Here is a 25,469-nt window from a genome sequence, read left to right as displayed (position 1 = left end):
CGCCGCCCTTCCGGTAACGATGCCGCCTCCCGCGCCACTACCCCGTGACATGACCTGATCGGACGGACGGAGGAGCACGCGGTGGCAGACGAGGCCCCCGATGAACAGCGCTTCACCGCGATCTACGACGAGTGCCGCCAGCGCGTGTGGGCCTACGCCGCCGCCCGCGCCGGCGGCCAGGTCGCGGACGAGGTGGTGAGCGAGACCTTCGCCGTGGCGTGGCGGCGGCTCGCCGACGTCCCGGACCCGGCGCTGCCGTGGCTGCTCGGCGTCGCGCGCAACGTGCTGCGCGACGGGCACCGGGCGCGGGTGCGCCGCGAGTCGTTCGCGGCCGAGCTCGGGCGGTGGGCGCCGCGCCAGACGGGCGACGTCGCCGAGGACGTGGCGGAGCGGATGGCGGTGCTGCGCGCGATGGCGGCGCTGCCCGAGGGGGACCGGGAGATCCTGATCCTCATCGCCTGGCAGGGCCTGACGCCCCGCGAGGCCGCCCGCGTCGTCGGCTGCACGCCGGCGGCGCTGCGGGTGCGCCTGCACCGCGCGCGCCGCCGCCTGCTCCGCGCGGCCGAGGACGAGCAGCCGGACGCCCGAACGGCGTCCGCCCGCCCGGACCCGCCCCGGCCGCCCGCCCGGACCGACCCCGGACCGGGGTCGGGGGGTGCGGCGGCGCGAGCAGGACGTTCGCAGGTCGGAGTCGTCAAGGGAGAAACGGTATGAGCGGAGCGAACCGGGGGGTGCGGGGGGTCGTCCCCCCGCAGGGAAACGGTATGAGCGGAGCGGACCGGGGGGTGCGGGGGGTCGTCCCCCCGCCAGGAAACGGCATGAAGGATGTGATGCGGGTGTTGCGGGATGCCAGGCCTGAGGAGATGGACCCGGGTGCGCCGGTGGACGAGGGCGTGCGGCGGGACGAGCTGGCGCGGGCCATGGCGGCGCCGCGTGGGGAGGCGGCCGGGAGCACCGCGCCCGCGCGTCGGCGGGTGCGGCCGGTCTGGGGGCTGGGGCTCGCCGGGGCGGTCGCCGCGGGGGCGGTGGCCGCGGCGGCGGTGTTCGTCGCCCCCGGCGGGGACGGGACGGACCCGGGCGGGACGGGCGGAGGAGGCGGCGGCGAGCGGGTGCTCGACGCGCGGACCGTCCTGCTCGCGGCGGCCGAGAAGGCGGACGGTCAGACCGAGACGACGGGGGCGTACTGGCATCAGGTGACGGTCTCGTCCTCCACGTACACGGTGGGCAAGGGCGGCGGCGCCTACGCCGTGACGGTCAGGAGCAAGGCGGAGAGCTGGACGCCGAGCAGGCCCGGCGGCAAGGCGTTCGCCGCGGGGCAGGACCTGGGGGCCAAGCCCGCGACGAAGGCGGACGAGGAGGCGTGGCGGCGCGCGGGGTCGCCCGCGACGTTCAAGATCCAGATTCCGGTCGTGCCGGGGGGCAAGGGCCGCCTGAAGGGGTTCACGGCGAAGACCGCGCCCGGTCCGCGCAGCTTCAACGGCGCCGCGCTGGTCGACGGCGACAAGGTGTTCTGGCTCGGCCGCAACGTGAGCATGAAGGACCTGCGGGCGCTGCCGTCCGACCCGAAGCGGCTCAAGGCGGAGCTGCTGCGCTGGTACAAGGGCCATGACACCGAGTCGAACCGGCCGATGGCGTCGGACCGGTGGCTCTACACCGTGGCGCGCGGCCTGGTGATGGACATGCCGGTGAAGCCTGCGGTGCGGGCGGCCGCGTTCCGGATGCTGGCGGGGCTCCCGGCGGTGCGGTCACTCGGGAAGGTCACGGATCCGCAGGGGCGGACGGGGAACGCCATCGCGCTGGACGACAAGACGCCGCAGGGCGTGATCAGGGACGAAATGATCATTGATCTGGCGTCGGGCAATGCGCTGGCCGGGCTGAACGTCATGGTGGCGCCGGCGGCCGGGGCGAGCGTCCCGGCGGGGCGGACGATGAACTCCACCGCCCTGGTCGGCGCGGAATGGACCGATACCAAGCCGCGCTGACGTCATTGCGGAAGGGACGGTGCCGGCGCGGTGCCGTCCCTTCCCGGTGTTAGTGGCCGGGTTGTGATCACGCGCTTCTGGGGGTGCGGCGCGCGGTTTTCTGTGCGGCTTTGCGGCCCGCGGCGGCCGCCTTGGCGCGGTTCAGGCTGTCGCGGACCTTGGCGGCGCCGCGCGCCGCCGTCACGGTGTCCTTGGCGCGCCCGGCGTAAACGGCGAGCACCTCGGCGACGGGGGGAGGCTGCCATTCCTCCTTCGCCACGATCGGCAGGACGGGGACGGGTGCGGCGGCGGAGTTTCCGGACACGGGGTTTCCAGTCACGGGGACGAGCGCGAGATGGGATTGGCAGTGCGGGCACTGCACCCCCGGATGGGTGTCTCTGCTCATAACAACAATCATTACGCGTGGGTCTGACAAAACAACCCCCGCCTTTAGCGGGCCGTCCGGCGCTTATGTGTTGCGGGTGCCCGTGTGCGCGCCGCGGACGCTCCCCGTGCGGTTGTCGTGCCGGGTCCGGTCGTCGTGGCGGACCAGGGACGCGCCGCAGCACAGCAGCGCGATGATGACGGCGAGCCAGGCCACGGCGCGTCCCGCGCGCAGCCCGTATCCGCAGGTGATCCACAGAAGGTGCAGGCCGGCGCGGCGCCACGGGTCGCGCTCGCCGTGGCGGCGCATCTCCAGCGCGCTGTAGCGGAAGTCGCGGGCGAGGCGGTCGCGGTCGGAGTCGGCCGTGGCACGTGCCAGCGCCTGGTACAGCGCGCGCAGCCGGTCGTCGTCGTGGCCGGCGCCGCCGGCGATGTCCTCGGCGAGGACGGCCCGGTCGCGGCGGCGCCACGGCCGCAGCCGGCGCCGGCCGGGCGCGGTCGCGAACGCGCAGTCGCCCGTGATCCGCAGCGCGTCGGGCCGCCGCAGCCCGAGGAAGCCGCAGCCGCTGAGGTCGACGTCGGCGAGCAGCAGCCGGGTCGCGTCCGCGCGGCGCAGCGACAGGAGCCGGACGCCGGACGTGCCGGTCCCGGCGGCGTTCCCGGTGGTGGGCTCGGCGAGGCCCTGGATCGGATGGGCCAGCGCCCGGACGGCGGCCGGGCCCTCGAACACCGCGTCCTCCAGGTCGAGTTCGGCGTGCCGGAGCCGGAAGTCGGCCTCCCCGTGGACGATCGCGCCGCGGGCGATGACCTGCCGCGCCGCCGCGTGCACCCGCAGCCCGCCGTGCACGGTCGCGTCCGACAGCGCGATCCGGCCGCCCGCCGCCAGCGGGCCGAGCCAGGCGCCGTGCCGGAACCGCGCCCGCTCGAACCGGGCGTGCCGCGTCACCTGCACGCGCCGGAACGACACGTCGCCGCGGAAGCCGGCCCCCTGCATCGCCGCGTCCCGCCCGAACCGCGCGCGGTCGAAGCAGGCCGCGCCCATGAACACGGCGCCGCGGAAGGCGGCGTCGGCGTGCCACCGCGTCTCGCCGAAGAGGGCGTCGCCGGTGAAAACCGCCTCCTCGAACGAGGCGTGCCGGTGGAACCGGGCCTCGTGGAAGGACGCGTTGCGCCCGAAGCGCGCCCCCCGGAACGAGGCGTTGCCGAAGAACCGCGCGTCGTAGAACGACGCGCCGCCGAGGAAGCGGGCGCCGTCGAACGAGCTGTCGCCCTCGACGCAGAAGCCGCGCAGGCCCGCGTCGGCCGGCAGCACCGCCCCGTCGAACCGGGTCCGGCCGAGGTGGGGCCGCCCGTCGGGGCCGGTGACGGCGTCCAGCACCCCGTCCAGCAGCCACGGCGGGACGGTGACGCCGCGCAGGTCGAGGTCGGCGCCGGGGCGCAGCGAGTCCACGAACCGCTCGAACTCGCTGGGGCGCAGGTGGGCGGGGCAGGCGCCCGGGCCGCCCGCGGCCCGGCCGGTGCAGCCGTCGACGGCGGTGCAGCGCGGCCAGAACACCGTGGGCGGCGAAGCCTCGTGAGGAGTCACGGTCTTCGTTCTACCCACGCGGAGGCGCGCAGTGAAGGTCTCCCGGTGGCCAGGTCGTTGCAACCCCCCGGCCACGTTCGGCGACGGCGGCCGGAGCGGAGTGATCTGGGGGAACCACGGGAATGATCGACGTATCAGATACCTCGGCGGAACCCGCACGTTCGACTTTCGTTAACCTAGATCAGGGAAAATTCTGGCATGACCGTCAATCCAGGACATGTCCCCCCGCAATCCGAGGCGCTGCCCGACGACCGCTTCCTCGACCGGGAGGAGAGCTGGCTGAGGTTCAACCAGCGCGTCCTGGAACTCGCCGAGGATCCGGGCCTGCCGCTGCTCGAACGCGTCCGCTTCCTGTCGATCTTCTCCAGCAACCTCGACGAGTTCTTCATGGTCCGCGTGGCCGGGCTCGCCCGCCGGATGGCGACCGGGCTGGCCGTCCAGTCCGCCAGCGGCCGCCAGCCCCGCGAGGTGCTGGCGCGCACCGGCGTGGTCGCGCACGAGCTGATGCAGCGGCACGCGTCGTGCTTCCGCAAGGAGATCCTGCCCGCGCTGGAGGACGAGGGCATCGACCTCCTGCGCTGGGACGAGCTCGCCGAGACCGAGCAGGAGCGGCTGCGGCGGCTCTTCCGCGACCGGATCTACCCCGTGCTCACCCCGCTCGTCGTCGACTCCGCGCACCCGTTCCCCTACATCTCGGGCCTGTCGCTGAACCTCGCGGTGATCGTCCGCGACCCGGAGACCGACGCCACGATGTTCGCCCGGGTGAAGGTGCCGCCGCTGCTGCCGCGCTTCATCGAGGCGTCCCCCGACCGGTTCACGCCGCTGGAGGACGTCATCGCGGCGCACCTCGGGCAGCTGTTCGTCGGGATGGAGGTCGTCGAGCACCACGCGTTCCGGGTCACCCGCAACCAGGACCTGGAGATCGACGACGACATCAGCGAGGGCCTGCTGCAGGCGCTCGAACGCGAGCTGCTGCGCCGCCGGTTCGGCCCCGTCGTCCGGCTGGAGGTCGAGGAGTCGATCTCCGAGGGGGTGCTGGACCTGCTCACCTCCGAGCTGGGGGTGGACGAGGGCCAGATCTACCGCGTCGTCGGGCCGCTCGACCTCGGCGGCCTCGCCGCCATCGCCGACCTGGACCGCCCGGAGCTGAAGTACCCCCCTTTCGTCCCGTCGAAGGAGGCGCTGCCCGAGGACGTCAGCATCTTCAGCGCCATCCGTGAGCGCGACGTCCTCGTCCACCACCCCTACGACTCGTTCACCACGACCGTCCAGCGGCTCATCGAGGACGCCGCGACCGACCCGCGCGTCCTGGCGATCAAGCAGACGCTGTACCGGACGAGCGGCGACTCCCCGATCGTGGACGCGCTGATGAGCGCCGCCGAGGCCGGCAAGCAGGTCGTGGTCGTCGTCGAGCTCAAGGCCCGGTTCGACGAGCGCGCCAACATCGCCTGGGCGCGCAAGCTGGAGACCGCGGGCTGCCACGTCGTCTACGGGTTCGTCGGGCTGAAGACGCACTGCAAGCTCGCGCTGATCGTCCGGCAGGAGTCCGAGGGCCACCTGCGCCGCTACTGCCACATCGGCACCGGCAACTACCACCCGAAGACCGCGCGCCTGTACGAGGACTTCGGGCTGCTCACCGCCGACCCCGAGGTCGGCGAGGACGTCAGCGCCCTGTTCAACCACCTCACCGGCTACTCGCGGCAGAGCTCCTACCACCGGCTGCTCGTCGCGCCGAACAGCCTGCGCTCCGGGCTCGTCCAGCGGATCGAGCACGAGATCGACAACCGGCGGGCCGGGCATCCCGCCCGCGTCCGGATCAAGTGCAACGCCCTGGTGGACGAGGTGGTCATCGACGCGCTCTACCGGGCGTCGCGGGCCGGGGTGCCGGTGGACGTCTGGGTGCGCGGCATCTGCGCGCTGCGTCCCGGCGTGCCCGGCCTGTCGGACATGATCCAGGTGCGCAGCGTCCTCGGCCGGTTCCTGGAGCACTCCCGCGTGTTCGCGTTCGAGAACGGCGGCGAGCCCGAGGTGTGGCTCGGCAGCGCCGACCTGATGCACCGCAACCTGGACCGCCGTGTCGAGGCCCTCGTCACCGTCAACGACCGGGCCCAGCGCGACGACCTGCTCGCCCTGATGGACCGGGCCATGGACGAGCGCACCCACGCCTGGGCGCTCGACGCCGAGGGCACCTGGACGCGCAGCCGGGCCGGTGCGGGCGAGACCCTCCTGGACATCCAGACCCACCTGGTGAAGAGCCGCCGGTGGAGGACGATCGATGTCTGACGTCATCAGGGCCGCCGGCGCGCTGCTGTGGCGCGACGGACCCGAGTTCGCGCTGATCCACCGCCCCCGCCACGACGACTGGTCGTTCCCCAAGGGCAAGGTCGACCCGGGCGAGCACGTGCTGCGCGCCGCCGTCCGCGAGATCGAGGAGGAGACCGGCGTCGTCCCCCGCCTCGGACGGCGCCTCCCGACCGTCTCCTATCCGCTCGGCGAGCGGACCAAGCGGGTGGAGTACTGGGCGGCCCGCCCGGTCGCCGTGAGCGCGTTCACCCCCAACGAGGAGGTGGACGAGCTGGTCTGGCTTCCGGCGGAGGAGGCCGAGGCCCGCCTCAGCTACCGGCACGACGTCGACCTGCTCCGCGGGTTCCGCGAAGGCCCGCTCGACACCGCGCCGCTGGTGATCCTGCGGCACGCGCGGGCCGGGGAGAAGCGGGCCTGGCGGGAGGCCGACGAGCTGCGCCCGCTGGACGAGGCGGGCCGCGCCGAGGCGTCCGGCCTCGCCGGGCTGCTGCACTCCTACGGGCCCATGCGGACCGTGAGTTCGGCGACGGCCCGCTGCCTGGAGACCGTCCTGCCCTACGCGCGGCGCGTGCGCGTGCCCGTCGAGACGGAGGCGGCGTTCACGGTGGGCGAGACGAACCCGGACCAGGCCATGGAGCGGCTGCTGTCCATGGCGGGCACGCCGGCGGTGGTGAGCACGCACGGCGAGATCGTCACCGAGCTCATCGCCGGGCTGTGCCGGAAGCTGGGCGAGAAGGTCCCGGACGACACGTCCCTCGACAAGGCCGAGTTCTGGACCGCCCACCTGGCCGGCGGCACCCTGGCCGCCCTGGAACGCCACGGCACCTCGGCGGCCCCCTAGGACGGGTGCGCGTTCAGAACGAGGGGCCCAAGGTGCGTGACCAGGTGGTCGCCAGCTGGTCGCGGGCCTTCTCCGCCTCCGCCCGCTCCCCGCCGTAGAGGACGCCGATCGCGAAGGCGTCCGCGGTCGTGCGGGCGCGGGCCGCGGCCCGTTCGAGGTGCTCCATCGCGATCATGGCGTCCTGGTGGGCGCCGAGGACCTCCTGGATGCGCTTGGCGTCCTTGACCACCCGCTTGGCCGCCGCGCCCAGCACCGGGACCGCCAGCTCGGCCGCGTACCGGGCGCGCTTGGCCGCCTTGCGCGTCTCGTGGCGCGCGAGGTCGGGGTCGGCGGACGTCTTGATCGACGCGTAGTCCCCGGCCATCCGGTCCCAGGCCCGCGTGACGAGCGCGGGGAGCTCCTTGCGGGCCTTCTTCCCGGCGACGGCCGCCAGCGGCGGTTCGGCGACCAGCCGGTCGAGGGCGTCGAGCAGCGCGAAGTACCGCGCGTCCCTCAGCGCCGAGTTCAGATGCCGGTACGCGGCCCGCTCGTGCCGCTCCAGGTCGTCCAGCAGGAAGGGCGGCGCCTGCGCGAACCGCATCCGGAGCACCTCGAGGTCGCGGACCTCGCCGAGGGTCTGCGCCACCCACCGCAGCTCGGGCCCGAGCGGCGCGGTCCGCTCCGCGTCCAGGACGGGCCGGTAGCTGCGCAGGGCGCTGCGCGTCCTGCGCACGGCCACCCGCATGCGGTGGACGGCGTCCTCCTCGCCGAGCCGCGCCCCGGGGTCGAACCGCAGGATCGCCTCGACCTGCTCGGCGAGGTAGGCCATCACGACCTCGCCCGTCGTGATCGCGGGCGCCTTCCCGTTGCTGGTGGCCGCCGTGATCCGCGACCGGGCCTCGGCCCGCCGCCGCGCCGCCTCCGAGGGCGCGACGCCGTCCCCGAGCAGCCTCGCCAGCTTCGACGCCGACTTGGCCCTCTTCGCGCCGGCCTTGCGCAGGCGCTTGCCGACCGTCTTCAGCAGCTCCGGCGGCCCGGCGCCGAGTTCGACCTCGATCTCCCGCCACCGCTCGGGCTCGGCCTCGCGCCCGCGCCCGGTCACCAGGTCGTCGGCGACCTCCGCGAGGGCCTCGCCGTCCGCGCCGAGCAGGCGCACGACCGTCCGGCGGGTCTCCAGGGTCGCGACGGGGCGCAGCTCCGCCCCGCGGGTGTGCGCCGCGACCAGCCCGGCCAGGCGCGCCGGGACGAGCAGGGGCCGCCCGAGCGGCGCCCGGAACTCGTGCCTGCCGTCCTGCCCGGCCGGCATCTTCAGGTGCCAGCCCGCGTCCGGCCCGCCCCGCCGCCGGCGCAGCGTGATCCTGTTGGCCGCCAGGCGCAGGTCCGCGGTGTCGAAGTAGGTGGCGTGCAGCTCCCGGACCTCGGGCTCCCCGACCGACGCCACGCCCGTGAGCCCGTCCAGATCCGGCAGGACGAACCCGGCCGGGGCGTCGTACTTCTGCTCGATCTCCAGATGCCGCTCGGCCACGCGCTGCTCCTCCGGACGGGTGACAAATTGGGATACACACCCAGGTGACCAGCATTTCACGCCAAGGTGAACACCAACAGAAGCCTTTCCGGCCCTACGGGGCCAGGACGGCGCGGCAGGCCGTGACGATCAGCTCGTCCACCTCCGGCGGCGGGGGCCGGCGGTCGAGCAGGTGGCGGCGGACGGCGCCGTAGGGGACGTCCACCGTGGCGAAGACCACGCGGTCGCGGTCGGTGCCGCCGGCCCGCGCGAACGCGCTCAGCGCGTCCGCGGCCCGTGCGTTCAGGGCTTCGAGCGGGGCGGCGAGTTCGGCGGGCCAGGCGGCGGCGAGGTCGCGGCGGCGGTGCAGGAGCAGCACGGCGGCCTCGGCGGGGTGCCCGCGGCACCAGCGGGGCGTGTGCAGGGCGGCCGCCTCGGCGTCGCCCGCGTCCAGGGCCGCGACGAAGCCGTCCTGGAAGCGGCGGACGCAGCGGGTCCACAGGGTGGCGAGCAGCAGGTCGCGCGACCCGAAGCGGTGGTACAGCGAGCCGGACGGGGCGCCGAGGCGCTCGGCGATGGCGGCGATGGTCGCGGCGGCGGGCCCGCCCTCGGCCGTCACCGCCAGCGCCGCGTCGAGGATCCGGTCCTCGCCGAACTTGGCCGGTCTACCCACGCGCGCCCTCCGATGATAGTAGTGAGAGGATTCTAGAACACATCCTCTAAAAAGGAGCGGCCATGACGGCGTCCGAGATCGTCCGGGGTTTCTACACCGCCGCCCAGGCGGCCGACGCGGCGGCGATCCTCGCGCTCCTGCACCCGGAGTTCGAGGCGCACACGGCGCCCGGGCTGCCGTGCGGCGCGGGCGGCGCCTTCCGCGGCCCCGAGGAGACCCTCGCTCGGGTGTGGGGCGCGGTCTTCGCCGAGTTCGACACGGCTCCCTACGCCGAGACCTGGCATGAGACCGCCGACGGCCTTGTGGTGGTGACCGGACGCTACCGGGGGACCGCCAGGGCCACCGGCCGCTCGTACGAGGCGGAGTTCGCGCATCTCTGGCGTGTCACCGAGGGGCGGATCTCCTGGCTGCACCAGTACACCGACACGGCCCGGTGGCGGGACGCCCTCGTCCCGTGAACCGGAGCGGCGGGGCTCAGGCGAGGTGGTACTTCATCCCCATGTGGGACGGGCGGAAGCCGATCTTCTGGTAGAAGCGGATCGCGTCGGGGCGCTGGCGGTCGGTGGTGAGCTGGACGACGCGGCAGCCGCGGGCGCGGGCCCGGTCGATGGCCCAGGTGATCAGGAGCTGGCCGAGCCCGGCGCCGCGCTGCTCGGCGGCGACGCGGACGCCCTCGATCTGGGCGCGCTCGCCGCCGGTGTAGGTGAGGCCGGGGATGAAGGTGAGCTGGAGCGTGCCGGCGACCGCGCCGGCGACCTCGGCGACGACCAGGCTGTTGTTGGGGTCCTTCTCGATCGCGGCGAACGCTCGGAAGTAGGCCTCCGGTATCTCCTCACCCGGTGTTTCGCGGGTGGATCCCAGGGGATCGTCGGCGAGTAGCCGGACGATCTCAGGGAGATCGTCGACCGTCGCCTCGCGGAAGGTCACTTCTTGATCACTCTGCACACCTCCCAGGTTATCGGGGCGCTAAGTTGCAGCGTTCGCCCATGTCTTGTAGTACTACGTTGTGTAGTACTACGCTGAGTGGAGACCCCCCGGCTCGGACGGTGGTCTCACCGCGCAGGGAGAAGTCAATGCACAACACCGGCTCCATGCACAACACCGAGAACGAGGAACACTGGACCGACCACGCCATCTGCCGTGGCGCGGATCCCGACCTGTTCTTCCCGATCGGCTACGCCGCGCCCGTGCTCCAGGCACAGGAGGACGCGGCCAAGGAGATCTGTTCCAACTGCCCCGTGCGGGCCGACTGCCTCGCGTGGGCGCTGCGGGTGGGGGAGCCCGATGGCATCTGGGGCGGGACGACCCCCGAGGAGCGGCGCTACCTGCGCCGGACGGCCGACGCCCCGGCACGGCGGCCGCTGCCGGTGATCGTGGTGCGCGGCGACGCCTCCGAGTCGGAGCACGCGTCCGCCGCCTAGAGGCCGCATAGAGGCTTCTGGGGGCCCATCGAAAAGGCCACCGGCACCATCCGGCCGTCCCGTGCGTTGGGGGAGTCAGGGACGCAGAGACTTTACGGTGGCTGACATGAGCTTTACCCCCGACCGGCAACGTTCCGAGGGCCTGGCGAAGCACGGCGTCCGCGCCCTTGCGTCGGCGGTGCTGATCCTCACGGTGACCGCCGCGATGTGGGTGCTCGAAGCGGTCGACTACACGATGAACGGCTGGCTCGACCGGTTCGGGATCCAGCCGCGCGACGTGGACGACCTGCCCGACATCTTCACCGCGCCGTTCATGCACGCCGGCTTCGGGCACCTGACGGCCAACACGGTCCCGTTCCTCGTCCTCGGATTCGTCGCGGCGGCGCGGGGCATCGCCAGGTTCCTCGCCGCCAGCCTGATCATCATCGTGGTCGGCGGGCTCGGGGTGTGGTTCCTCAGCTCCGCCAACACCCTCGGGTCCAGCATCCTGATCTTCGGTTTCTTCGGCTACCTGGTGGGTCGCGGGATCTTCGAGCGGCGGCTGCCCGACATCGCCATCGCGGTCGCCGTCGTCGCGGTCTACGGGACGATGCTGCTCGGCGTCCTCCCGAGCGACCCGAGGATCTCCTGGCAGGGCCACCTGTTCGGGCTGCTCGGCGGCCTCCTCGCCGCGTGGTTCCTGCGCCGCGGCAAGATCGAGGCGCCTCGGGGAACGTCCGGTTAAATACCCTTTTGTTGTGAATGGAGCGCCATTCTGGCGACTCCATTGTTTTGTCGTCTCCAAGGCTCTTCTTGATCTTCGTCGGGTATCGGTCACCCCGAGGTGGGCGACCCGCCCACCAGGAGAAACGAGCGGGGGAGACAAGGGATGAGCGTGCGAAGGAAGATGGCCGTGGCCGCCGCGGGGGCGGCGGCGGGGGCGTTCGTCATGATCGGGGCAGGGACCGCGGAGGCGCAGACGGACACCCAGCTCTGCGAGTACCTGGTCACGGCGCCGCACGGGCTCAACGTCCACGAGATGCCGAACGTGCACTCGAAGATCGTGGGCGTTCTGAAGTACCACCAGAAACCGTGGGCCGACTGCAAGAAGACGGGGTTCACCGAGATCCGCGGCAACGTCCCGGTCCAGCTCCGTCACGGGTTCATCGACGTCAAATATCTGCACAAGATCCGTGTGATTCCCACCGGCGGCGTGGAGACGGGTGGGGGCGGCACCTCCGCCGGCATCTCCGCCGGCGCGGACTCCGCGCTCGCCGCGGCGGGTCTGGCCACCGTCCTCGCGGGCGGCGGGATCGCGCTCGCGGCACGGCGACGGGCGACCGCCCCCGCCTGACCGGCGGGGCGACGGCGGGTTACGACGACGGCCCGCCGTCGCGGTGAAGGGCGGCCGCGTCGCCGCGGCACGGCGACGCGGCCGTCAGCGGCCCGGGTTCGGCCGGACGGTGACGTCCGAGACGACCGCGTCCCGCGGCGTCTCCAGCGCGGCGACCAGCACGCGCGCGACCGTGGCGGGGGCGGCGAAGTCGTCCTCGGCGTAGGCGTGCCCCTCCTGGGCGCGCACGCTGCGCTGCATCTCCGTGGCCGTCCGGCCTGGGTAGACGGTCGTGACGCGCAGGGACGGCTCCTCCGCGCGCAGCGAGTCGGCCAGCGCGCGCAGGCCGAACTTGCTCGCCGCGTACGCCGACCACTCGGGGTTGGCGCGCAGCCCGGCGGTGGAGTTGACGAACACCACGTGCCCCTGGGCGGCGCGCAGCGCGGGCAGCAGCAGCCGCGTCAGCTCCGCCGCCGACACCAGGTTGACCGACAGGTGCTCCATCCACTCGTCGGCCTCGGTGTCGGCGACCGTCCCCAGATGCACCATGCCCGCCGCGTGGACGACGCCGTCCAGCCGGGCGGGGATCCCCGCCGCCGCGAGCCGCGCCTCGATGCGGCGCGGCTCGGTCAGGTCGAGCTGGATCGTGCCGATGGCCGCGGCGCGCGCCGGCGAGGCGACCGCCCCCGGGTTGATGACCTGCGTGGCCGCGTGCGCGCCCCCGCGCAGCGTCGCGGCGAGCTTGTCCAGGCGCTCGGCGGAGCGGCCGGTGAGAAGGAGGTCGTGCCCGCGCTCGCGCAGCAGCTCCGCCACCGCCGTGCCGATGCCGCCCGTCGCGCCCGTGATCAGATACGTGCCCATGGCGCCCCATTCTCGTTGATCCCCTACCCCGGATGGACGCCCAGGGCGCCCCGCCGGTTCGGTCCGGCCGCGCCTCAGTTCGGGCGCAGCACCCGCGTCGCGCCGGCGATCAGCGCCGTCACCAGCACCCACCCCGTCGAGACCAGCCCGTACGCCACCCAGCGCGACCAGTTCACCGCGTCGTAGGACAGCTGCTGCCCGAACGTGTCGAGCGGGATCAGCAGGTCCAGCGTGTAGATCAGCGCGTGGAAGGAGGGCAGCTCGTCCGGCGGCTTGACCGCGCGGGGATGCTCGATCGAGAACACCGTCGTCCCGACGGCCAGCAGCGCGGCGAACCACGCGAACGCCAGCCAGGGCCGGTAGCCGAACCCCACCGTCCAGTCGAGCACGTGGTTCCACGCCCCGGGGACCGGGTGCAGCCCGCGGCGGCGCGCCCGCAGCTTGGCGAGCTGGACCTTCCGTGCCAGGTCGTCGTGGCCGATGCTGTGGTACCAGCCGGCGAGCTGCTCGTACGGCTGGAGGTGGAACTCCGGGTCCCGCGACACCCAGCTGAGCCGGTCCTTGAACTCGGCGCCGCGCAGCGTCTGGTACGTCATGCCGTTCAGGTACAGCTCGTCCGGCCAGATGTCCGGATGGTCCATGACCAGGTCGATCCTGGAGTACGACAGCGACACCCGGCCCTTTATCCGCTCCTCCGGCCACAGCAGCAGCTCGTCGACCTGCATGTGGCTGGCGTGCAGGGCCATCCGGGCCGGGTCGGAGGAGTCGAGGCGGCTCCGGATGAACGACAGGATGCCGTTGACGCGGGCGCTGCGCAGGCGGATGGTGCCGAACGTGCTGAACCCGTGGCTCAGCTCGGCGGTGTCCTCGACGACGATGTTCTGCGCGTCCAGGGCGATGCGGCCCGGGTTGCTGAGCGTGGTGCGCTCCATGAACAGCCCGCCGTTCATCCGCGCGCCCACGAACCGCACCCCGCCGGTGATCTCGGCGTCCCGGATGAACGCACCGGCGTCCACGATGAGGGCGCCGCCCGAGACCGCCCACTTCTCGGGCGCGGACGCGGTGACCCGCGTCCCGTTCATCCGCAGGCCGCCGAGGATCTGCGCCCGCGGCAGCCGGACCTCCCCCTCGATCTCGGAGCCGGACAGGCTGAGGAAGCCGTCCACGCGCAGGCCGCCGCCGTCGAAGCCGGGCATCCGGCAGCCGGAGAACCGGAGCTGGCGCGTCTCGGCGTTGGCGAGCACCGGCTCCTCGACGAGCCGGCAGTCCTCCAGCAGCAGCTCGGCCTCGACGCGGCCGCCCGCGACGTCCAGCCGCCCGGTGACGTAGGCGCCGCGGAGCCGGACGGCCGCGACCGCGCCGGGACGCGGCGCGCACTCGCCGAGCAGCAGCCTGGTGATGATCTCGGCGCGGACGATGCGGTCGGGCAGGGGGCCGGCCGGGCGGTCGTCGCCGAGGACGACCGCCGAACCGGTGGGGAACGCCGTCCACAGGCGCCGTTCCGCGTGGCTCAGTCCGGGGGGCAGGGGCACGGGACCTCTTTCTACGCGGAGATCCCCTCCGCGATCAACATCGCGGAGGGGATCCCGTGAGCGGATGGACGGCTGGACGCCCGGTCAGAAGAAGCCCCGGCGGCGCCCGGCCTCCTGCATGAAGCCGTCGAGCTGCTGCTCCCAGTTGGTGTGCTCGACCGACGCGTAGTCGACCGTGAACCGGCTGAACGCGTCATGTCCCTCGGTGAACACCCCGCCGCGCTTGTCGAGCTCCAGCACGACCTCCATCGACTGCGGGTAGGACACGAACGTCACTTCGAGCTGCTTGATGCCGCGCGCGTACTGCGCCGGCGGGTAGAACTCGATCTCCTGGTAGAAGGGCAGCTCCTGGTGGACGCCCCAGATGCGGCCCTTCTCGCAGTCGGCGTTGCGGAACTGGAAGCCGAGGTTGGAGAACGCCACGAGGATGCGCTCCTGCGCGGGCAGCGGGTGGACGGCGATCGGGTCGAGATCGCCCGGGTCGAGCGCGCCCGCGACCTCCAGCTCCGTCGCGATCCCGACCGTCGTGCCGTGCAGCGGTCGCCCGTACATGTGGGTGAGCGGCGCCTCCCACGGGATCGGGAACTGGAAGGGGATGCTGTGCCGCGCGCCCTCCTGCAGGCTGAACCCGCCCGCGACCGGCATCTTGGCGTACTCCAGGTTGGAGGTGTACTCGTTGTCGCCCGACTCGACCTCGACCTTGGTGCGCAGGGCGAGGTTCACCGCCTTGATGTCGGAGTTGTGCTGCCCTCCGATGATGGCGATCTCGCCGGTGACGACGCCGCCGGGCGTCGTGTTCGGGTCGTGCAGAACCGTCTCGATCGAGGGGCCGCCGATGCCCATCGCCTGACGCAGCTTCTTGAAGACCAAGGTCCGTCCTCCCGTGTTCGAGCGACTCCCCGCGCTCTCGTCCCATAGACGCTGTTACGGGAGATTACGTTCCGGAGAACTCGGCTGACCTGCGGAGGCGGTGGCCGCTCCTGGCCGTTCGCGCTGCTCGCCGCCACCGCGGGTCAGTGTCGCCGGTCAGTGGCCGCCCCCGGCGAGGTTCAGCCCCACGACCCCGAGGACGATGAACGCGAGCGCGACGACCCGGGTCACGGAGACCTCGTCGCCCATGAAGAGCATGCCGAGGACCGCCGTCCCGACGGCTCCGATGCCGACCCACACGGCGTAGGCGGTGCCGACCTCCAGATGCTTGAGGGCGACGGTGAGCAGCCCGAAGGACGCTACGGCGAACACGAGGAACCCCGCCGACTCCAGCGGCTGGGTGAAGCCCTTACTGGCCTTCAGGCACAGGGCCATGGCGACCTCGAAGAGGCCGGCGACGATGACGAGGATCCAGGCCATGACGGCACTCCCGGATGACGAGACGACTACTGTCACGCGCCGTCTTCGCGTTCCGGGTACGGCGCACCTCGTCCGGGAGAGACCATCGCCCGAGCTGGGCGCGGCCCTCATCTTCGCCAACGGCCCCGAAACGCGGGTTGTTCCCCATGCACGCGTTCAGGACCGGCCCAGGGCGCGGTACTCCCAGCCCGCGGCGCGCCAGCGGGCGGCGTCGAGGGCATGGCGCCCGTCCACGACCCGTTTGTGCCGCACGACCCCGGCCAGCGCCTCCGGCTCGACCTCCCGGAAGTCCGACCACTCGGTCAGCAGGACGACCACGTCCGCGTCGCGTGCCACGTCGAACGCGCTCTCGCCGTAGGTCAGCTCGGGGAAGGCGCGGCGGGCGTTGCCGAGGGCGACGGGGTCGTAGACGCGCACGTCCCCGCCGAGTCCGTGGATGGTGCGCGCCACGTCCAGCGCGGGCGCGTCCCGGATGTCGTCGGAGTTGGGCTTGAACGCGGCGCCCCACGCGGCGACGCGCTTCCCCGCGAGGTCGCCGCCGAGCAGGTCCCGGACGAGGTCGACGGTGCGGGCCCTGCGCCGCCGGTTGATGTCGTCCACCTCGCGCAGGAACGACACGGCCTGGCCGACGCCGATCTCCTCGGCGCGGTGCGCGAACGCCCGGATGTCCTTGGGCAGGCAGCCCCCGCCGAACCCGAGGCCCGGCCGCAGGAACTTGCCGCCGATGCGGTCGTCCAGCGCCAGCGAGTCGGCGAGGTCCTTGACGTCGGCGCCGACCGCCTCGCAGACCTCGGCCATCGCGTTGATGTAGGAGATCTTCGTGGCGAGGAAGGAGTTCGCCGCGACCTTGACCAGCTCGGCGGTCGCGAGGTCCGTGCGGATCACCGGGGTGCCGAGGTCGAGGACGAGCCTGAACGCGGCCCGCAGCCGCTCGTGCGCCCAGTCGGACGCGACGCCGAACACCAGCCGGTCGGGACGCAGCGTGTCGTCCACGGCGAAGCCCTCGCGGAGGAACTCCGGGTTCCAGGCCAGCTCGACGTCCGTCCCGGCGGGCGCCAGCTCCTGCACGAGGCCGGTGAGGCGCGCGGCCGTCCCGACCGGCACGGTGGACTTGCCGACGACCAGGGCCCTGCGGCGCAGGTGCGGCGCCAGGGAGCGGACGGCGGCGTCGACGTAGGTCAGGTCGGCGGCGTCCGAACCGGCCTGCTGGGGCGTTCCCACGCACACGAAGTGGACGTCACCGAACTCCCCGGCCTCCGCGAAGGAGGTGGTGAACCGGAGCCGGCCCGAGTCGAGCGCCTTGGTGAGCAGCTCCGGCAGCCCGGGTTCGAAGATCGGGACCTCGCCCGACGCCAGCTGTTCGATCTTGTGGCGGTCGACGTCCACGCCGAGGACCTCGTACCCCAGCACGGCCATGCAGATAGCGTGCGTGGCGCCGAGGTAGCCGGTCCCGATGACGGTCAGTCTCGGGGCGGCCTCCTCCTCCTGCCTCATTGCGCACCTCCTCGTGCACCGCGGGTGAAATCGCGCCCGCCTGATCTTGCCACCCCCGCCGTGCGGGGCGAAGGAGGGTGCCACTCGGGGGGCCTTCGTGACTCGGGTCACGCCCTGGGGGAGGGCGTGGTATCGATGTGGCCTGTCTCCCGGAAACCGCCCGATCGGGGTGGTTGTCAGTGGTTACCAGCGGGTAGCATGATGACGAGTTACCGACCAGTACGCAGCGGGGCCGCCGGTCGCCGCCGGAACCAGACGGAGTCTCGAATGGGGCACTACAAGAGCAACCTCCGGGACCTGGAGTTCAACCTCTTCGAGGTGTTCAGGCGCCAGGACCTCCTCGGCAGCGGCCCGTACGCCGAACTGGACGAGGACACCGTGCGCAGCATCCTCGACGAGGTGAACCGGCTGGCCGAGGGCCCGCTCGCCGCCTCCTTCGAGGACGCGGACCGCAACCCGCCGGTGTTCGACCCCGCCGCGGGCACCGTCACGATGCCGGAGGGCTTCAAGAAGTCGTTCAAGGCGTGGATGGACTCCGAGTGGTACCGCCTCGACCTCGCCCCCGAGTTCGGCGGCAGCGGCGCCCCGCGCTCGCTCACGTGGGCCGTGGCCGAGCAGGTGCTGGGCGCCAACCCGGCCGTCTACATGTTCGCCTCCGGCCCCGGTTTCGCGCAGATCCTGTGGCACATCGGCACGCCCGAGCAGAAGAAGTTCGCCGAGCTGGCCCTGGAGCGGCAGTGGGGCGCCACGATGGTGCTGACCGAGCCGGACGCCGGCTCCGACGTCGGCGCCGGGCGCGCCAAGGCCGTCCAGCAGCCGGACGGCACCTGGCACATCGAGGGCGTCAAGCGCTTCATCACCTCGGCCGAGCACGACATGTCCGAGAACATCTTCCACCTGGTGCTGGCCCGCCCCGAGGGCGCCGGCCCCGGCACCAAGGGCCTGTCGATGTTCCTCGTCCCCAAGTACCTCGTGGACGTGGAGACCGGTGAGCTCGGCGAGCGCAACGGCGCCTACGTGACCAACGTCGAGAAGAAGATGGGCCTCAAGGTCTCCACGACCTGCGAGCTCACCTTCGGCGAGAAGCACCCGGCGATCGGCTACCTGGTCGGCGACGTCCACCAGGGCATCCGGCAGATGTTCCTCGTCATCGAGTACGCCCGCATGATGGTCGGCACCAAGGCCATCGCCACCCTGTCGACGGGCTACCTCAACGCGCTGGAGTACGCGAAGGAGCGCGTCCAGGGTGCGGACATGACGCAGATGACCGACAAGACCGCTCCGCGGGTGACGATCACCCACCACCCGGACGTCCGGCGCAGCCTCATGACGCAGAAGGCCTACGCCGAGGGCATGCGCGCCCTCGTGCTGCTCACCGCGTCCTACCAGGACGCCGTGCAGCTCGCCGAGTTCGAGGGCCGCAGGGACGAGGCCGCCGAGAAGGTCAACGACCTGCTGCTGCCGATCGTGAAGGGCTTCGGCTCCGAGCGGGCGTACGCGCTGCTCGGCGCGGAGTCGCTGCAGACGCTCGGCGGGTCGGGCTTCCTGCAGGAGTACCCGATCGAGCAGTACATCCGCGACTCCAAGATCGACACCCTGTACGAGGGCACCACCGCGATCCAGGGCCAGGACCTGTTCTTCCGCAAGATCCTGCGGGACAACGGTGAGGCGCTGAAGGTGCTCGTCGGGGAGATCCGGGCGTTCGCCGGCTCCGAGGCCGGCAACGGCCGCCTCAAGAACGAGCGCGCCCTGCTCGGCCGGGCCCTCGACGACGTCCAGGGCATCCTCGACCCGATGGTCGGCTGGGCGCTCGGCTCGATGGAGAACCCGAAGGAGCTCTACCGGATCGGGCTCAACTCCTCCCGCCTGCTGCTCGCCCTCGGCGACCTGATCGTCGGCTGGCTCCTGTGCCGCCAGGCCGAGGTCGCCCTGAACGCGCTCGGCGGCGGCGACGTCTCCGACTCTGACCAGGCGTTCTACACCGGCAAGGTCGCGGCCGCGCAGTTCTTCTGCCAGACCGTCCTGCCCCGCCTGGCCTCGGACCGCGCCATCACCGAGTCCACCACCCTGGACGTGATGGACCTCCCCGAAGACTCTTTCTAGCTGTGTTTCACAGTCCCGGCCCACTTCGCTCGCCTGGCGGCTCGCTACGTGACCTGGCCTGGGCGAACGCGGCATCGCTTCGCGATCTGCCCGGTTCCGCTCGCCTCCGGCATCGCTCCACCGGCCAGGTCACGCGTTCGCGCGCGTGGCAGAGGCGACTTCGAGACAGGCTCTAGCCCTCGCCTTTGAGGCCCTGCCCACCCGGGCAGGGCCTCACTGCGCAGCCGCCGCCGAAAAATATGGCGCACGTGCCGTGGAGGGTGTCGAGAACGCGGTGCCGGCTCCGTCCCAGGGTCACGAGCGGCCACTAAGCGGCCGCGTGACGAAGGAGAACCGGCGCCATGCGAAAGCTCAAAGTCCAGCAGTGGGTGACCGTCGACAACATCGTCGCGGAGGAGGACGGCGGGCTCGGCTTCGTGTCGGCCAAGCCCTTCTCCGAGGCCTCCGACAAGGCCTTCGAGGCGAGCATCATGGGGTTCATCGACTCGGTCGACACGATGATCCTCGGCGCGAACACCTACAACCAGACCAAGGACTACTGGCCGCACGCCGACGAGCAGGGCGAGTACGGCGAGAAGCTCAACAACCTCACCAAGTTCGTCGCCTCGTCGAAGCTGGAAGCCGCCCCCTGGGGCGACTTCCCCGCCGCGACCGTGACGAGCGACCCGATCGCCACCGTCCGGGAGCTCAAGCAGCAGAGCGGCAAGGACCTCTGGCTGTGGGGGAGCCTGAAACTCATGCGCTCCCTGATGGCCGCCGGCGTCGTCGACGAGGTCCGGATGCTGGTCTCCCCGGTGTCACGCGGCAAGGGGACGCGCCTGTTCGAGGATCGGCAGGACCTGAAGCTGGTCGAGGCCACCGCGTTCGACGACGGCGTGGCGCTTCTGCGCTACGAGATCAAGAACTAGGCAGGCCCGGGTGCGGGCGGCCGGGTCGGCCCGCGAGGTGCGCGCCGAGTGCCTCACGGTGTGGACGGCCGAGCGCCGCCCCGACCGGGCGATACCGGCGACGGCCGGTACCGCTGCGATCGGGGCGGCTGTGCGTCTCCAGGCCTGACGGGGCGGGCCGGCGGCTACTTCAGATGCCTGGTGAAGAACTGAGCCGCGGCGTCCCCCGCGTAGTGCGGGACGCCGGTGTGCCCGCCCATGTTGGCGTTCAGCATCTTCTCCTTGGAGCCGAAGGCGTCGAACAGGTCCAGGGCCGCCTGCCGGTCGTTCCCTTCGTCGTCCCATTGCAGCAGGACGTGCAGCGGAATGGTGACCTGGCGGGCTTCCTCGATGATGGAGCGGGGCACGAAACTCCCGGCGAACAGACCGGCGGCCGCTATGCGCGGCTCGACAACCGCCAACCGGACTCCGATGGAGATCACTCCCCCTGAGTACCCGACCGGGCCGCTGATCTCGGGCAGCGACAGGAGGGCGTCCAGGGTGGCCTGGCATTCGGGGACCGCCTGGTCGACCAGCGGAAGGATGAGCCGGTCCACGATGTCGTCGCCGACCGGCTCGCCGGCCTCCAGCGCCCGGCGCACGTCGGCGCGGGCCTGGTCCACGGCGTCGGAACCGGGCCGGTCACCGCTCCACGGGAGCTCGATGGTGGCCGCGGCGAAGCCCTCCGCCACGCTGTGCCGTGCCCGGCCCACCAGCCGGGGGTACATCCTGCGCATCCCGCCGGGGTGGCCCATCAGGATCAGCGGGACCGGCGCGGCCGCGGACTCCGGCGTCCACAGGATCCCGGGGATGTCGCCGAGGGTGAATTCGCGTTCGAGGACGCCGTCGTCAAGGCGCTGCTCGGAGGTGAAATGCATGGTCGTGCCTTTCGGGAGTGCTCATGAACGGCGCTCCCGGACGACCTACCGCCCGACCATGACCCCAGAGGGGAGCACCCATGTCGATACTGAGTTCACGGGTACCACCTCCTCGCCCTCTGGCACGGCCTCCAGAAAAGTAGCAGCGGCCACCGCACCCCGCCAACGGCTTTTCGGAGACCAACGCCCACCGACCCAAGTGAGCCGCAAGCCCCTCCTGACCCCACATCGACGCCCGGCTGCTGCTCGCTCGCCTAGGTTCTATATGGAATCCCACCGGCCTCCTCGGAGGTCGCTTGTCCGATCGCTGGGCCGCAGCCACCCCCGCAGGCCCCGCATGCCTATCTGAAGGACCCAGAGGTCACACTCGTGAACATCCGCACGACGCATCGCGCTCTCCTCAGCCGTCTGCTGCCCGCCGACGAAGTGGACGATCTCGCGGTGCGTCAGGGGCAATTCCACATGGTGGTCATCGGCTCGGACCGTGTCGTGTGCCTGCCCCGCACCCCGGCAGCGGCCGCCCGGCTGCCCGAGCGGGCGGCCGCACTACACGCGCTCGCCGGGCTCGACCTCGGCTTCCGCACACCTGAGCCGCTGCTCCAGGGCGGTGCGCACGGCACCGGCGAGGCACCGTTCCTGGTGCTCGGCCGCATTCCGGGGGAACCGCTGGACGCCGAGGCGCTCAAGGACGCTCAAGTGGCCGACACCGTGGCGGAGCAGTACGCCACGGTGCTGTCCGGTCTGGCCCGTGCCGGCGCCGGCGAAAGGGCACGAGCACTTCTCCCTCACGCAACGGGAGACCGGTGGCGGCAGTTCGCGGAGAGCGTGCGCGCTGAGCTTTTCCAGCTCATGTCCGACAGCGGACGCCTACGGGCCGAGCGGGAACTCGCAGCACTCGACGGCCTCCCCCACGTCACCCGAGCAGTGGTGCATGGCGACCTCGGCGCCGAAAACGTCCTGTGGGAGTGGACGCACGGCCTGCCGCGCCTCGCCGGAGTACTCGACTGGGACGATGTCGCCCTCAGCGACCCGGCCGAGGACTTCGCTGCCATCGGTGCCAGCTACGGCCGTGAGTTCCTGGAACGGGTACTCGCCTTGGGCAACTGGTCGGACCCCGGACTCCTTGACCGCATCACCGCGATCCGCAACACGTTCGCCCTGCAGCAAGCTCTCTACGCAATCCGCGACGGCGACGAAGAAGAACTAGCGGACGGCCTGGCCACCTACCACTGAGCCACACCAACGTCACCCCGCCGAACCCACACGGTCACGGCACTAGCAGGAGCCGCTCCGGTACGCCTCCAGACGCTCCTCGCCGAAGTCCTCGGCGACCTCGCGCACCTCCTCGTCGAGGCTTTCGCCAGCGCGTGCGCACAGCTCCTGGAGTGCTTCGTGCAGGCCCAGATGGTCGAGCAGTTCGGCCATGCGCCGGTAGACGTCGGCTTCGTCTTCAATCTCGAGCAGGCGCCAGACGGCTGGCGGGACGATCTCCTTCGCCTCTGACCAGGCCAACCTTCCCAGCAGGTTGCGGATCAGAAGGGTGTAACGGACTCGCAGGGCCTGGCCGAGCAGGTCATCGATCAGCGCTTTCGTCGCTTCCGTGCTCAGAATTTCTAGGAGGAGTAAGGCTTGTACCTCCTGCTCAGGTTGGCGCAGTGCTGACCGGAGTCGATCCTTCGTGCCTTCTCTGTCGATCCTTAGCGGACCCAGAGCGTGGTTCAGCCGATGGGTGGCTTCGAGGGCCTCCGCGAAGGAATCGCGGTCTCCAGCGGCATTCGTCAGGGACATGTCTTCTTTCACCTCATCCTATTTCTCGTCCACTCCCAGCCCAGGGCCACGACCCGGCGTGAACTCTCCTCCCGGGAATTACGGACGGGGTAAAACGGTGTCCCGGTGGAGAGGCTTCGAGCCTTTCCACCGGGACACCGCAAACGGCGGGGAGACTGAGCCTCTCCCCGGCGCAGATTTTGTGCGGATCATGCGAAACCGCACGAACTCTGCCGACCGGCCTGGATCACACGTAGCCGACCGGCCTTCTCAGGCGCTCGATCGTCCCGCGTAGAGTTCGCCACGTGACGATCTCCGCCTTGGGCTTCTTCGCGAGAAGGGCCGCCATGGCTGCGATCACGCTGATCCAGGTCATCCCGATGACCTGCCATGCCGTCGGGATCTTCTGCTCCATGATCAGGTCGACCAGCAGGCCGAGCAGCGGAATGACGCTCCACAGGATCGTGTAGACGGCGTCTCCGAGAGCCCCCCTTGCCCGGGTGTGCAGGTACCTGGGTATGACGACGGTCATCAGCGCCGTGCAGAGCAGCGGCAAGAGGACCTCCCAGGACCAGCCGGCAGACGGATCCTCGCCCGCCAGCATCGCCCACACGGCGAGGCCTACCACGCCCAGGCTCGTGCCCACTGCCTGGAACTGGTCGGTCTCCGCGCCGCCCCGCTCGACGAAACCCCGGGACAGCTTCATGTAGACGAGGCCGGAGAGAGCCGATCCGATGGACCAGATGACTCCCCACGGACTCGCCGTGATGTGCCATGCCTCGATGGAAACGGCGAGGCCCAGCACGATGAGCAGCGGCACCAGCGTCGCCGCGAACCGCTGCCCCGCCTTCCAGACCCCCGTCGAGTAGGTCATGGTCGAGACGGCGAACGTGATCGCGTTGATGGTGGCGAGGGCCGTCCCCGGCGCCATCATCGCCAACACGATCAATCCCCGGCCCGCGATGTTGCAGCCGGCGAAGGCGATGACGGCCGTCACGGTCTTCCAGGTGAACAGGAGCCGCACGGGCCGCGGCTCCTCGCGGCGGTAGGGACCCGGTACCTGGAGGCTGAACACCACCAGCAGAGCCGCCAGCACGGTGCCGTACTCGGCCATCGTGAGGATGAGGACGACCGTCGTGAACACGATGGTCGCCTTCACGGCTCGCCGGGTGTACCGGAACCGCTGGGACCGCGACCTCAAGGGACGGAAAAGCCCCAGGATCTGGAGCCTGTACGCCACCAGTAGCATGATCACCGCGCCGATGCCGTACTCGGCCGTCGCGACGACCAGGGCCGACATCGTGATGCTCTCGAGCAGGTAGTTCTTGAAGATCGATCGCCCGAACAGCTTCGAGGAACCTTCGACGAGGGTGAGACCCGCGCCCAAGGCCATGTTCTCCGGCCTCGCGGCCGGCTTCTTCTCCATTGTTCTGATCCCCTCAGACAGGCGCGCAAGAGGATCAGCCGTGAGCCGGTCCCCTGGAGATCGCGCCGATGGATGCGACGAGACTCCGCAGAACCGGAAAATTCTTCTGGTTTGTGAAGTTCAGGTGATCATATGCTCGACCTGCGGCGAATGGTGGCGTTCCAGCCTCTCGAGCGGATGAACGATGCGTGCGCCGCCCCTCGCCGTTTCCTCTGTCGGCCTGTTGCTCGTGGCCGGATGCGCCGATGCCGGCCGGGCCGTGAAGGTGGCTCCGCCGACGGTTCGCGCGGGCGCCGCTCTCCCCACCGTGCAGCCCCCGGGCGCGTACGCCAAGGAGGGGTGGTTCGGCGGCGCGGACGGCCTGGCCGTCTACCGCTGAGCCCGGCTTGCACCGCTACCAGGTGGCCGAGAACATGCGGTGCTTGAGCATGGCGTCCACCTGGGCAGCGGCACGCCCGGTGTCGCCGCACCGGGACAGGAAGCCGTGGCGTCTGCGCCCAGCCTCGTAGTAGGCCCATCCTCGGCCGGGCATGGCACGGACGGTCACAGCGACGCGGACATGCTCGTCGGGGCCGAGCGCGAAAATCCACAGCACCAGCGGCCGAACAGGGAACTCCTCGGCTTGGTAGAGCTTGATGTGCCGGTAGCCCTTGGCAGCAACGGCGACCGCAAGCAGGTCAAGATGCCGGGCCGCCGTGGCGCGCCCCGACCGCGTCCGCCATCCCAGCAGACGACGTTCCGCTCTGACACTCAACGGAGGCATCGTGCCCACACGACCTTCCCCTCCTCGTTGAGCGGTCGAACGCCCCAGTCATGGACGAGCTGCTCTATCAGCAGCAGCCCGCGGCCGCCCTCCGCGTCGTCGTCCTCGCTCCGCACGGCGGGTTCGTCCGGTCCCTGGTCCCAGACCTCGATCACGACCAGGTCGTCACGCACGTCGGGAAAGATCCGGAGAACGATGTGCCCGACACCGACATGGATGTAGGCGTTGGTCACCAACTCGGTCACCACGAGCCGTCCGACGAAGTCGTCTGCGATCCCCAGCTCCTGGAACCGATCCACGAGATGGCGGCGCGCCAGCGAGGGCGCACGATCGGACGGCGCCAACACCAAGGCCGGCGCCTCGGGCGCCAGCAGCGCTCCTGACATGGGTGTACCTCCAGCCCGA

27 protein-coding genes and 1 riboswitch are annotated in these 25,469 nt (G+C 71.4%); of the genes, 12 read left to right on the top strand and 15 right to left on the bottom strand.

Annotated features, from left to right (window positions below; genetic code table 11):
* Positions 1 to 81: 81 nt before the first annotated feature.
* Both BJY14_RS19100 and BJY14_RS19095 read left to right on the top strand, forming a co-directional pair.
* A complete protein-coding gene (locus BJY14_RS19100) occupies positions 82 to 714 on the top strand; it encodes an RNA polymerase sigma factor (RefSeq protein ID WP_179844866.1) in 633 nt (210 codons plus the stop codon).
* A 104-nt stretch (positions 715 to 818) separates the two neighbouring features.
* Positions 819 to 1,982 carry a CU044_5270 family protein gene (locus tag BJY14_RS19095; RefSeq protein ID WP_179844865.1) on the top strand — a complete coding sequence of 388 codons (1,164 nt, stop codon included), beginning with the start codon at positions 819 to 821 and terminating at the stop codon, positions 1,980 to 1,982.
* Between the two features lie 67 nt (positions 1,983 to 2,049).
* Here the strand turns inward: BJY14_RS19095 and BJY14_RS45315 are convergent, their stop codons facing one another.
* The gene (locus BJY14_RS45315) at positions 2,050 to 2,286 is read right to left on the bottom strand and encodes a hypothetical protein (protein WP_312879309.1); all 237 of its coding nucleotides are present in this window, start codon (positions 2,284 to 2,286) and stop codon (positions 2,050 to 2,052) included.
* A 144-nt stretch (positions 2,287 to 2,430) separates the two neighbouring features.
* Positions 2,431 to 3,930 (bottom strand): pentapeptide repeat-containing protein, encoded by a 1,500-nt coding sequence (locus tag BJY14_RS19085; RefSeq protein WP_179844863.1) that lies wholly within the window; start codon positions 3,928 to 3,930, stop codon positions 2,431 to 2,433.
* A 198-nt stretch (positions 3,931 to 4,128) separates the two neighbouring features.
* Between BJY14_RS19085 and BJY14_RS19080 the strand changes: the two genes are divergently transcribed.
* Both BJY14_RS19080 and BJY14_RS19075 read left to right on the top strand, forming a co-directional pair.
* Entirely contained in the window at positions 4,129 to 6,213 is a 2,085-nt protein-coding gene (locus tag BJY14_RS19080; RefSeq protein WP_179844862.1) for an RNA degradosome polyphosphate kinase, read from the top strand.
* Positions 6,206 to 7,075, top strand: a complete 870-nt coding sequence (locus BJY14_RS19075; RefSeq protein ID WP_179844861.1) for an NUDIX hydrolase — start codon at positions 6,206 to 6,208, stop codon at positions 7,073 to 7,075. Before BJY14_RS19080 ends, BJY14_RS19075 begins: the two co-directional genes overlap by 8 nt.
* A 13-nt stretch (positions 7,076 to 7,088) precedes the next feature.
* On the opposite strand, the gene BJY14_RS19070 is transcribed toward BJY14_RS19075, so the two are convergent.
* Positions 7,089 to 8,579 (bottom strand): CYTH and CHAD domain-containing protein, encoded by a 1,491-nt coding sequence (locus tag BJY14_RS19070; protein ID WP_312879308.1) that lies wholly within the window; start codon positions 8,577 to 8,579, stop codon positions 7,089 to 7,091.
* Between the two features lie 94 nt (positions 8,580 to 8,673).
* Positions 8,674 to 9,231: a TetR/AcrR family transcriptional regulator gene (locus tag BJY14_RS19065; protein ID WP_179844860.1), complete on the bottom strand. Its 558-nt coding sequence runs from the start codon at positions 9,229 to 9,231 to the stop codon at positions 8,674 to 8,676.
* A 62-nt stretch (positions 9,232 to 9,293) separates the two neighbouring features.
* Here BJY14_RS19065 and BJY14_RS19060 point away from each other — a divergent pair, with 62 nt between their 5' ends.
* Positions 9,294 to 9,689 carry a nuclear transport factor 2 family protein gene (locus BJY14_RS19060; RefSeq protein WP_179844859.1) on the top strand — a complete coding sequence of 132 codons (396 nt, stop codon included), beginning with the start codon at positions 9,294 to 9,296 and terminating at the stop codon, positions 9,687 to 9,689.
* Positions 9,690 to 9,705: 16 nt separating this feature from the next.
* On the opposite strand, the gene BJY14_RS19055 is transcribed toward BJY14_RS19060, so the two are convergent.
* Positions 9,706 to 10,158, bottom strand: coding sequence for a GNAT family N-acetyltransferase (locus BJY14_RS19055; protein WP_179849486.1), 453 nt, complete (start codon positions 10,156 to 10,158; stop codon positions 9,706 to 9,708).
* A 146-nt stretch (positions 10,159 to 10,304) separates the two neighbouring features.
* Here BJY14_RS19055 and BJY14_RS19050 point away from each other — a divergent pair, with 146 nt between their 5' ends.
* The 3 genes from BJY14_RS19050 (at position 10,305) to BJY14_RS19040 (ending at position 11,985) form a co-directional block, all read left to right on the top strand.
* Positions 10,305 to 10,652 carry a WhiB family transcriptional regulator gene (locus tag BJY14_RS19050; RefSeq protein WP_376770009.1) on the top strand — a complete coding sequence of 116 codons (348 nt, stop codon included), beginning with the start codon at positions 10,305 to 10,307 and terminating at the stop codon, positions 10,650 to 10,652.
* A 106-nt stretch (positions 10,653 to 10,758) separates the two neighbouring features.
* Positions 10,759 to 11,376, top strand: coding sequence for a rhomboid family intramembrane serine protease (locus tag BJY14_RS19045; RefSeq protein WP_179844858.1), 618 nt, complete (start codon positions 10,759 to 10,761; stop codon positions 11,374 to 11,376).
* 144 nt (positions 11,377 to 11,520) lie between these two features.
* Complete coding sequence (locus BJY14_RS19040; RefSeq protein WP_179844857.1) at positions 11,521 to 11,985, top strand: GVDTG sorting domain-containing protein; 465 nt, start codon at positions 11,521 to 11,523, stop codon at positions 11,983 to 11,985.
* A gap of 84 nt (positions 11,986 to 12,069) precedes the next feature.
* Here the strand turns inward: BJY14_RS19040 and BJY14_RS19035 are convergent, their stop codons facing one another.
* The 5 genes from BJY14_RS19035 to BJY14_RS19015 form a co-directional block, all read right to left on the bottom strand.
* Positions 12,070 to 12,825, bottom strand: coding sequence for an SDR family oxidoreductase (locus BJY14_RS19035; protein ID WP_179844856.1), 756 nt, complete (start codon positions 12,823 to 12,825; stop codon positions 12,070 to 12,072).
* A 74-nt stretch (positions 12,826 to 12,899) separates the two neighbouring features.
* Positions 12,900 to 14,357: a hypothetical protein gene (locus BJY14_RS19030; protein ID WP_179844855.1), complete on the bottom strand. Its 1,458-nt coding sequence runs from the start codon at positions 14,355 to 14,357 to the stop codon at positions 12,900 to 12,902.
* An 84-nt stretch (positions 14,358 to 14,441) separates the two neighbouring features.
* The gene (locus BJY14_RS19025; RefSeq protein WP_179844854.1) at positions 14,442 to 15,227 is read right to left on the bottom strand and encodes a sporulation protein; all 786 of its coding nucleotides are present in this window, start codon (positions 15,225 to 15,227) and stop codon (positions 14,442 to 14,444) included.
* A gap of 156 nt (positions 15,228 to 15,383) precedes the next feature.
* Positions 15,384 to 15,707, bottom strand: a complete 324-nt coding sequence (locus tag BJY14_RS19020; protein WP_179844853.1) for a DMT family transporter — start codon at positions 15,705 to 15,707, stop codon at positions 15,384 to 15,386.
* A 33-nt stretch (positions 15,708 to 15,740) separates the two neighbouring features.
* A riboswitch (guanidine-III (ykkC-III) riboswitch) is annotated at positions 15,741 to 15,803 on the bottom strand.
* A gap of 60 nt (positions 15,804 to 15,863) precedes the next feature.
* Positions 15,864 to 17,201 (bottom strand): UDP-glucose dehydrogenase family protein, encoded by a 1,338-nt coding sequence (locus BJY14_RS19015; protein ID WP_179844852.1) that lies wholly within the window; start codon positions 17,199 to 17,201, stop codon positions 15,864 to 15,866.
* Between the two features lie 267 nt (positions 17,202 to 17,468).
* Between BJY14_RS19015 and BJY14_RS19010 the strand changes: the two genes are divergently transcribed.
* Both BJY14_RS19010 and BJY14_RS19005 read left to right on the top strand, forming a co-directional pair.
* Positions 17,469 to 19,304, top strand: coding sequence for an acyl-CoA dehydrogenase (locus BJY14_RS19010; protein WP_179844851.1), 1,836 nt, complete (start codon positions 17,469 to 17,471; stop codon positions 19,302 to 19,304).
* A 341-nt stretch (positions 19,305 to 19,645) separates the two neighbouring features.
* Positions 19,646 to 20,212 (top strand): dihydrofolate reductase family protein, encoded by a 567-nt coding sequence (locus tag BJY14_RS19005; RefSeq protein ID WP_179844850.1) that lies wholly within the window; start codon positions 19,646 to 19,648, stop codon positions 20,210 to 20,212.
* Positions 20,213 to 20,376: 164 nt separating this feature from the next.
* Here BJY14_RS19005 and BJY14_RS19000 read toward each other — a convergent pair whose 3' ends face one another.
* Positions 20,377 to 21,108 carry a dienelactone hydrolase family protein gene (locus BJY14_RS19000; protein WP_179844849.1) on the bottom strand — a complete coding sequence of 244 codons (732 nt, stop codon included), beginning with the start codon at positions 21,106 to 21,108 and terminating at the stop codon, positions 20,377 to 20,379.
* A gap of 369 nt (positions 21,109 to 21,477) precedes the next feature.
* Between BJY14_RS19000 and vph the strand changes: the two genes are divergently transcribed.
* On the top strand, positions 21,478 to 22,341 hold the full coding sequence (gene vph / locus BJY14_RS18995; protein ID WP_179844848.1) for a viomycin phosphotransferase: 864 nt from the start codon (positions 21,478 to 21,480) through the stop codon (positions 22,339 to 22,341).
* Positions 22,342 to 22,383: 42 nt separating this feature from the next.
* Here vph and BJY14_RS18990 read toward each other — a convergent pair whose 3' ends face one another.
* Together BJY14_RS18990 and BJY14_RS18985 are read right to left on the bottom strand one after the other, a co-directional pair.
* Positions 22,384 to 22,896: a hypothetical protein gene (locus BJY14_RS18990; RefSeq protein ID WP_179844847.1), complete on the bottom strand. Its 513-nt coding sequence runs from the start codon at positions 22,894 to 22,896 to the stop codon at positions 22,384 to 22,386.
* Between the two features lie 226 nt (positions 22,897 to 23,122).
* Positions 23,123 to 24,301: a DMT family transporter gene (locus tag BJY14_RS18985; protein WP_179844846.1), complete on the bottom strand. Its 1,179-nt coding sequence runs from the start codon at positions 24,299 to 24,301 to the stop codon at positions 23,123 to 23,125.
* Between the two features lie 184 nt (positions 24,302 to 24,485).
* On the opposite strand from BJY14_RS18985, the gene BJY14_RS18980 reads away from it, so the two are divergent.
* On the top strand, positions 24,486 to 24,680 hold the full coding sequence (locus BJY14_RS18980) for a hypothetical protein (protein ID WP_179844845.1): 195 nt from the start codon (positions 24,486 to 24,488) through the stop codon (positions 24,678 to 24,680).
* A 15-nt stretch (positions 24,681 to 24,695) separates the two neighbouring features.
* Here the strand turns inward: BJY14_RS18980 and BJY14_RS18975 are convergent, their stop codons facing one another.
* Together BJY14_RS18975 and BJY14_RS18970 are read right to left on the bottom strand one after the other, a co-directional pair.
* A complete protein-coding gene (locus tag BJY14_RS18975) occupies positions 24,696 to 25,055 on the bottom strand; it encodes a hypothetical protein (RefSeq protein WP_179844844.1) in 360 nt (119 codons plus the stop codon).
* Complete coding sequence (locus BJY14_RS18970) at positions 25,052 to 25,450, bottom strand: ATP-binding protein (RefSeq protein WP_179844843.1); 399 nt, start codon at positions 25,448 to 25,450, stop codon at positions 25,052 to 25,054. Before BJY14_RS18970 ends, BJY14_RS18975 begins: the two co-directional genes overlap by 4 nt.
* Positions 25,451 to 25,469 lie beyond the last annotated feature (19 nt).

The organism is Actinomadura luteofluorescens, assembly GCF_013409365.1.
Taxonomy (GTDB): Bacteria; Actinomycetota; Actinomycetes; order Streptosporangiales; family Streptosporangiaceae; genus Spirillospora; species Spirillospora luteofluorescens.
This window is presented reverse-complemented; position numbering and strand designations above follow the sequence as displayed.

Coding starts and splice junctions, on each gene's coding strand:
- BJY14_RS19095 (WP_179844865.1), top strand. CDS start 819: ATGAAGGATGTGATGCGGGTGTTGCGGGATGCCAGGCCTGAGGAGATG.
- BJY14_RS19080 (WP_179844862.1), top strand. CDS start 4,129: ATGACCGTCAATCCAGGACATGTCCCCCCGCAATCCGAGGCGCTGCCC.
- BJY14_RS19075 (WP_179844861.1), top strand. CDS start 6,206: ATGTCTGACGTCATCAGGGCCGCCGGCGCGCTGCTGTGGCGCGACGGA.
- BJY14_RS19060 (WP_179844859.1), top strand. CDS start 9,294: ATGACGGCGTCCGAGATCGTCCGGGGTTTCTACACCGCCGCCCAGGCG.
- BJY14_RS19050 (WP_376770009.1), top strand. CDS start 10,305: ATGCACAACACCGGCTCCATGCACAACACCGAGAACGAGGAACACTGG.
- BJY14_RS19045 (WP_179844858.1), top strand. CDS start 10,759: ATGAGCTTTACCCCCGACCGGCAACGTTCCGAGGGCCTGGCGAAGCAC.
- BJY14_RS19040 (WP_179844857.1), top strand. CDS start 11,521: ATGAGCGTGCGAAGGAAGATGGCCGTGGCCGCCGCGGGGGCGGCGGCG.
- BJY14_RS19035 (WP_179844856.1), bottom strand. CDS start 12,825: ATGGGCACGTATCTGATCACGGGCGCGACGGGCGGCATCGGCACGGCG.
- BJY14_RS19020 (WP_179844853.1), bottom strand. CDS start 15,707: ATGGCCTGGATCCTCGTCATCGTCGCCGGCCTCTTCGAGGTCGCCATG.
- BJY14_RS19015 (WP_179844852.1), bottom strand. CDS start 17,201: ATGAGGCAGGAGGAGGAGGCCGCCCCGAGACTGACCGTCATCGGGACC.
- BJY14_RS19010 (WP_179844851.1), top strand. CDS start 17,469: ATGGGGCACTACAAGAGCAACCTCCGGGACCTGGAGTTCAACCTCTTC.
- BJY14_RS19005 (WP_179844850.1), top strand. CDS start 19,646: ATGCGAAAGCTCAAAGTCCAGCAGTGGGTGACCGTCGACAACATCGTC.
- BJY14_RS19000 (WP_179844849.1), bottom strand. CDS start 21,108: ATGCATTTCACCTCCGAGCAGCGCCTTGACGACGGCGTCCTCGAACGC.
- BJY14_RS18990 (WP_179844847.1), bottom strand. CDS start 22,896: ATGTCCCTGACGAATGCCGCTGGAGACCGCGATTCCTTCGCGGAGGCC.
- BJY14_RS18985 (WP_179844846.1), bottom strand. CDS start 24,301: ATGGAGAAGAAGCCGGCCGCGAGGCCGGAGAACATGGCCTTGGGCGCG.
- BJY14_RS18980 (WP_179844845.1), top strand. CDS start 24,486: ATGCGTGCGCCGCCCCTCGCCGTTTCCTCTGTCGGCCTGTTGCTCGTG.
- BJY14_RS18970 (WP_179844843.1), bottom strand. CDS start 25,450: ATGTCAGGAGCGCTGCTGGCGCCCGAGGCGCCGGCCTTGGTGTTGGCG.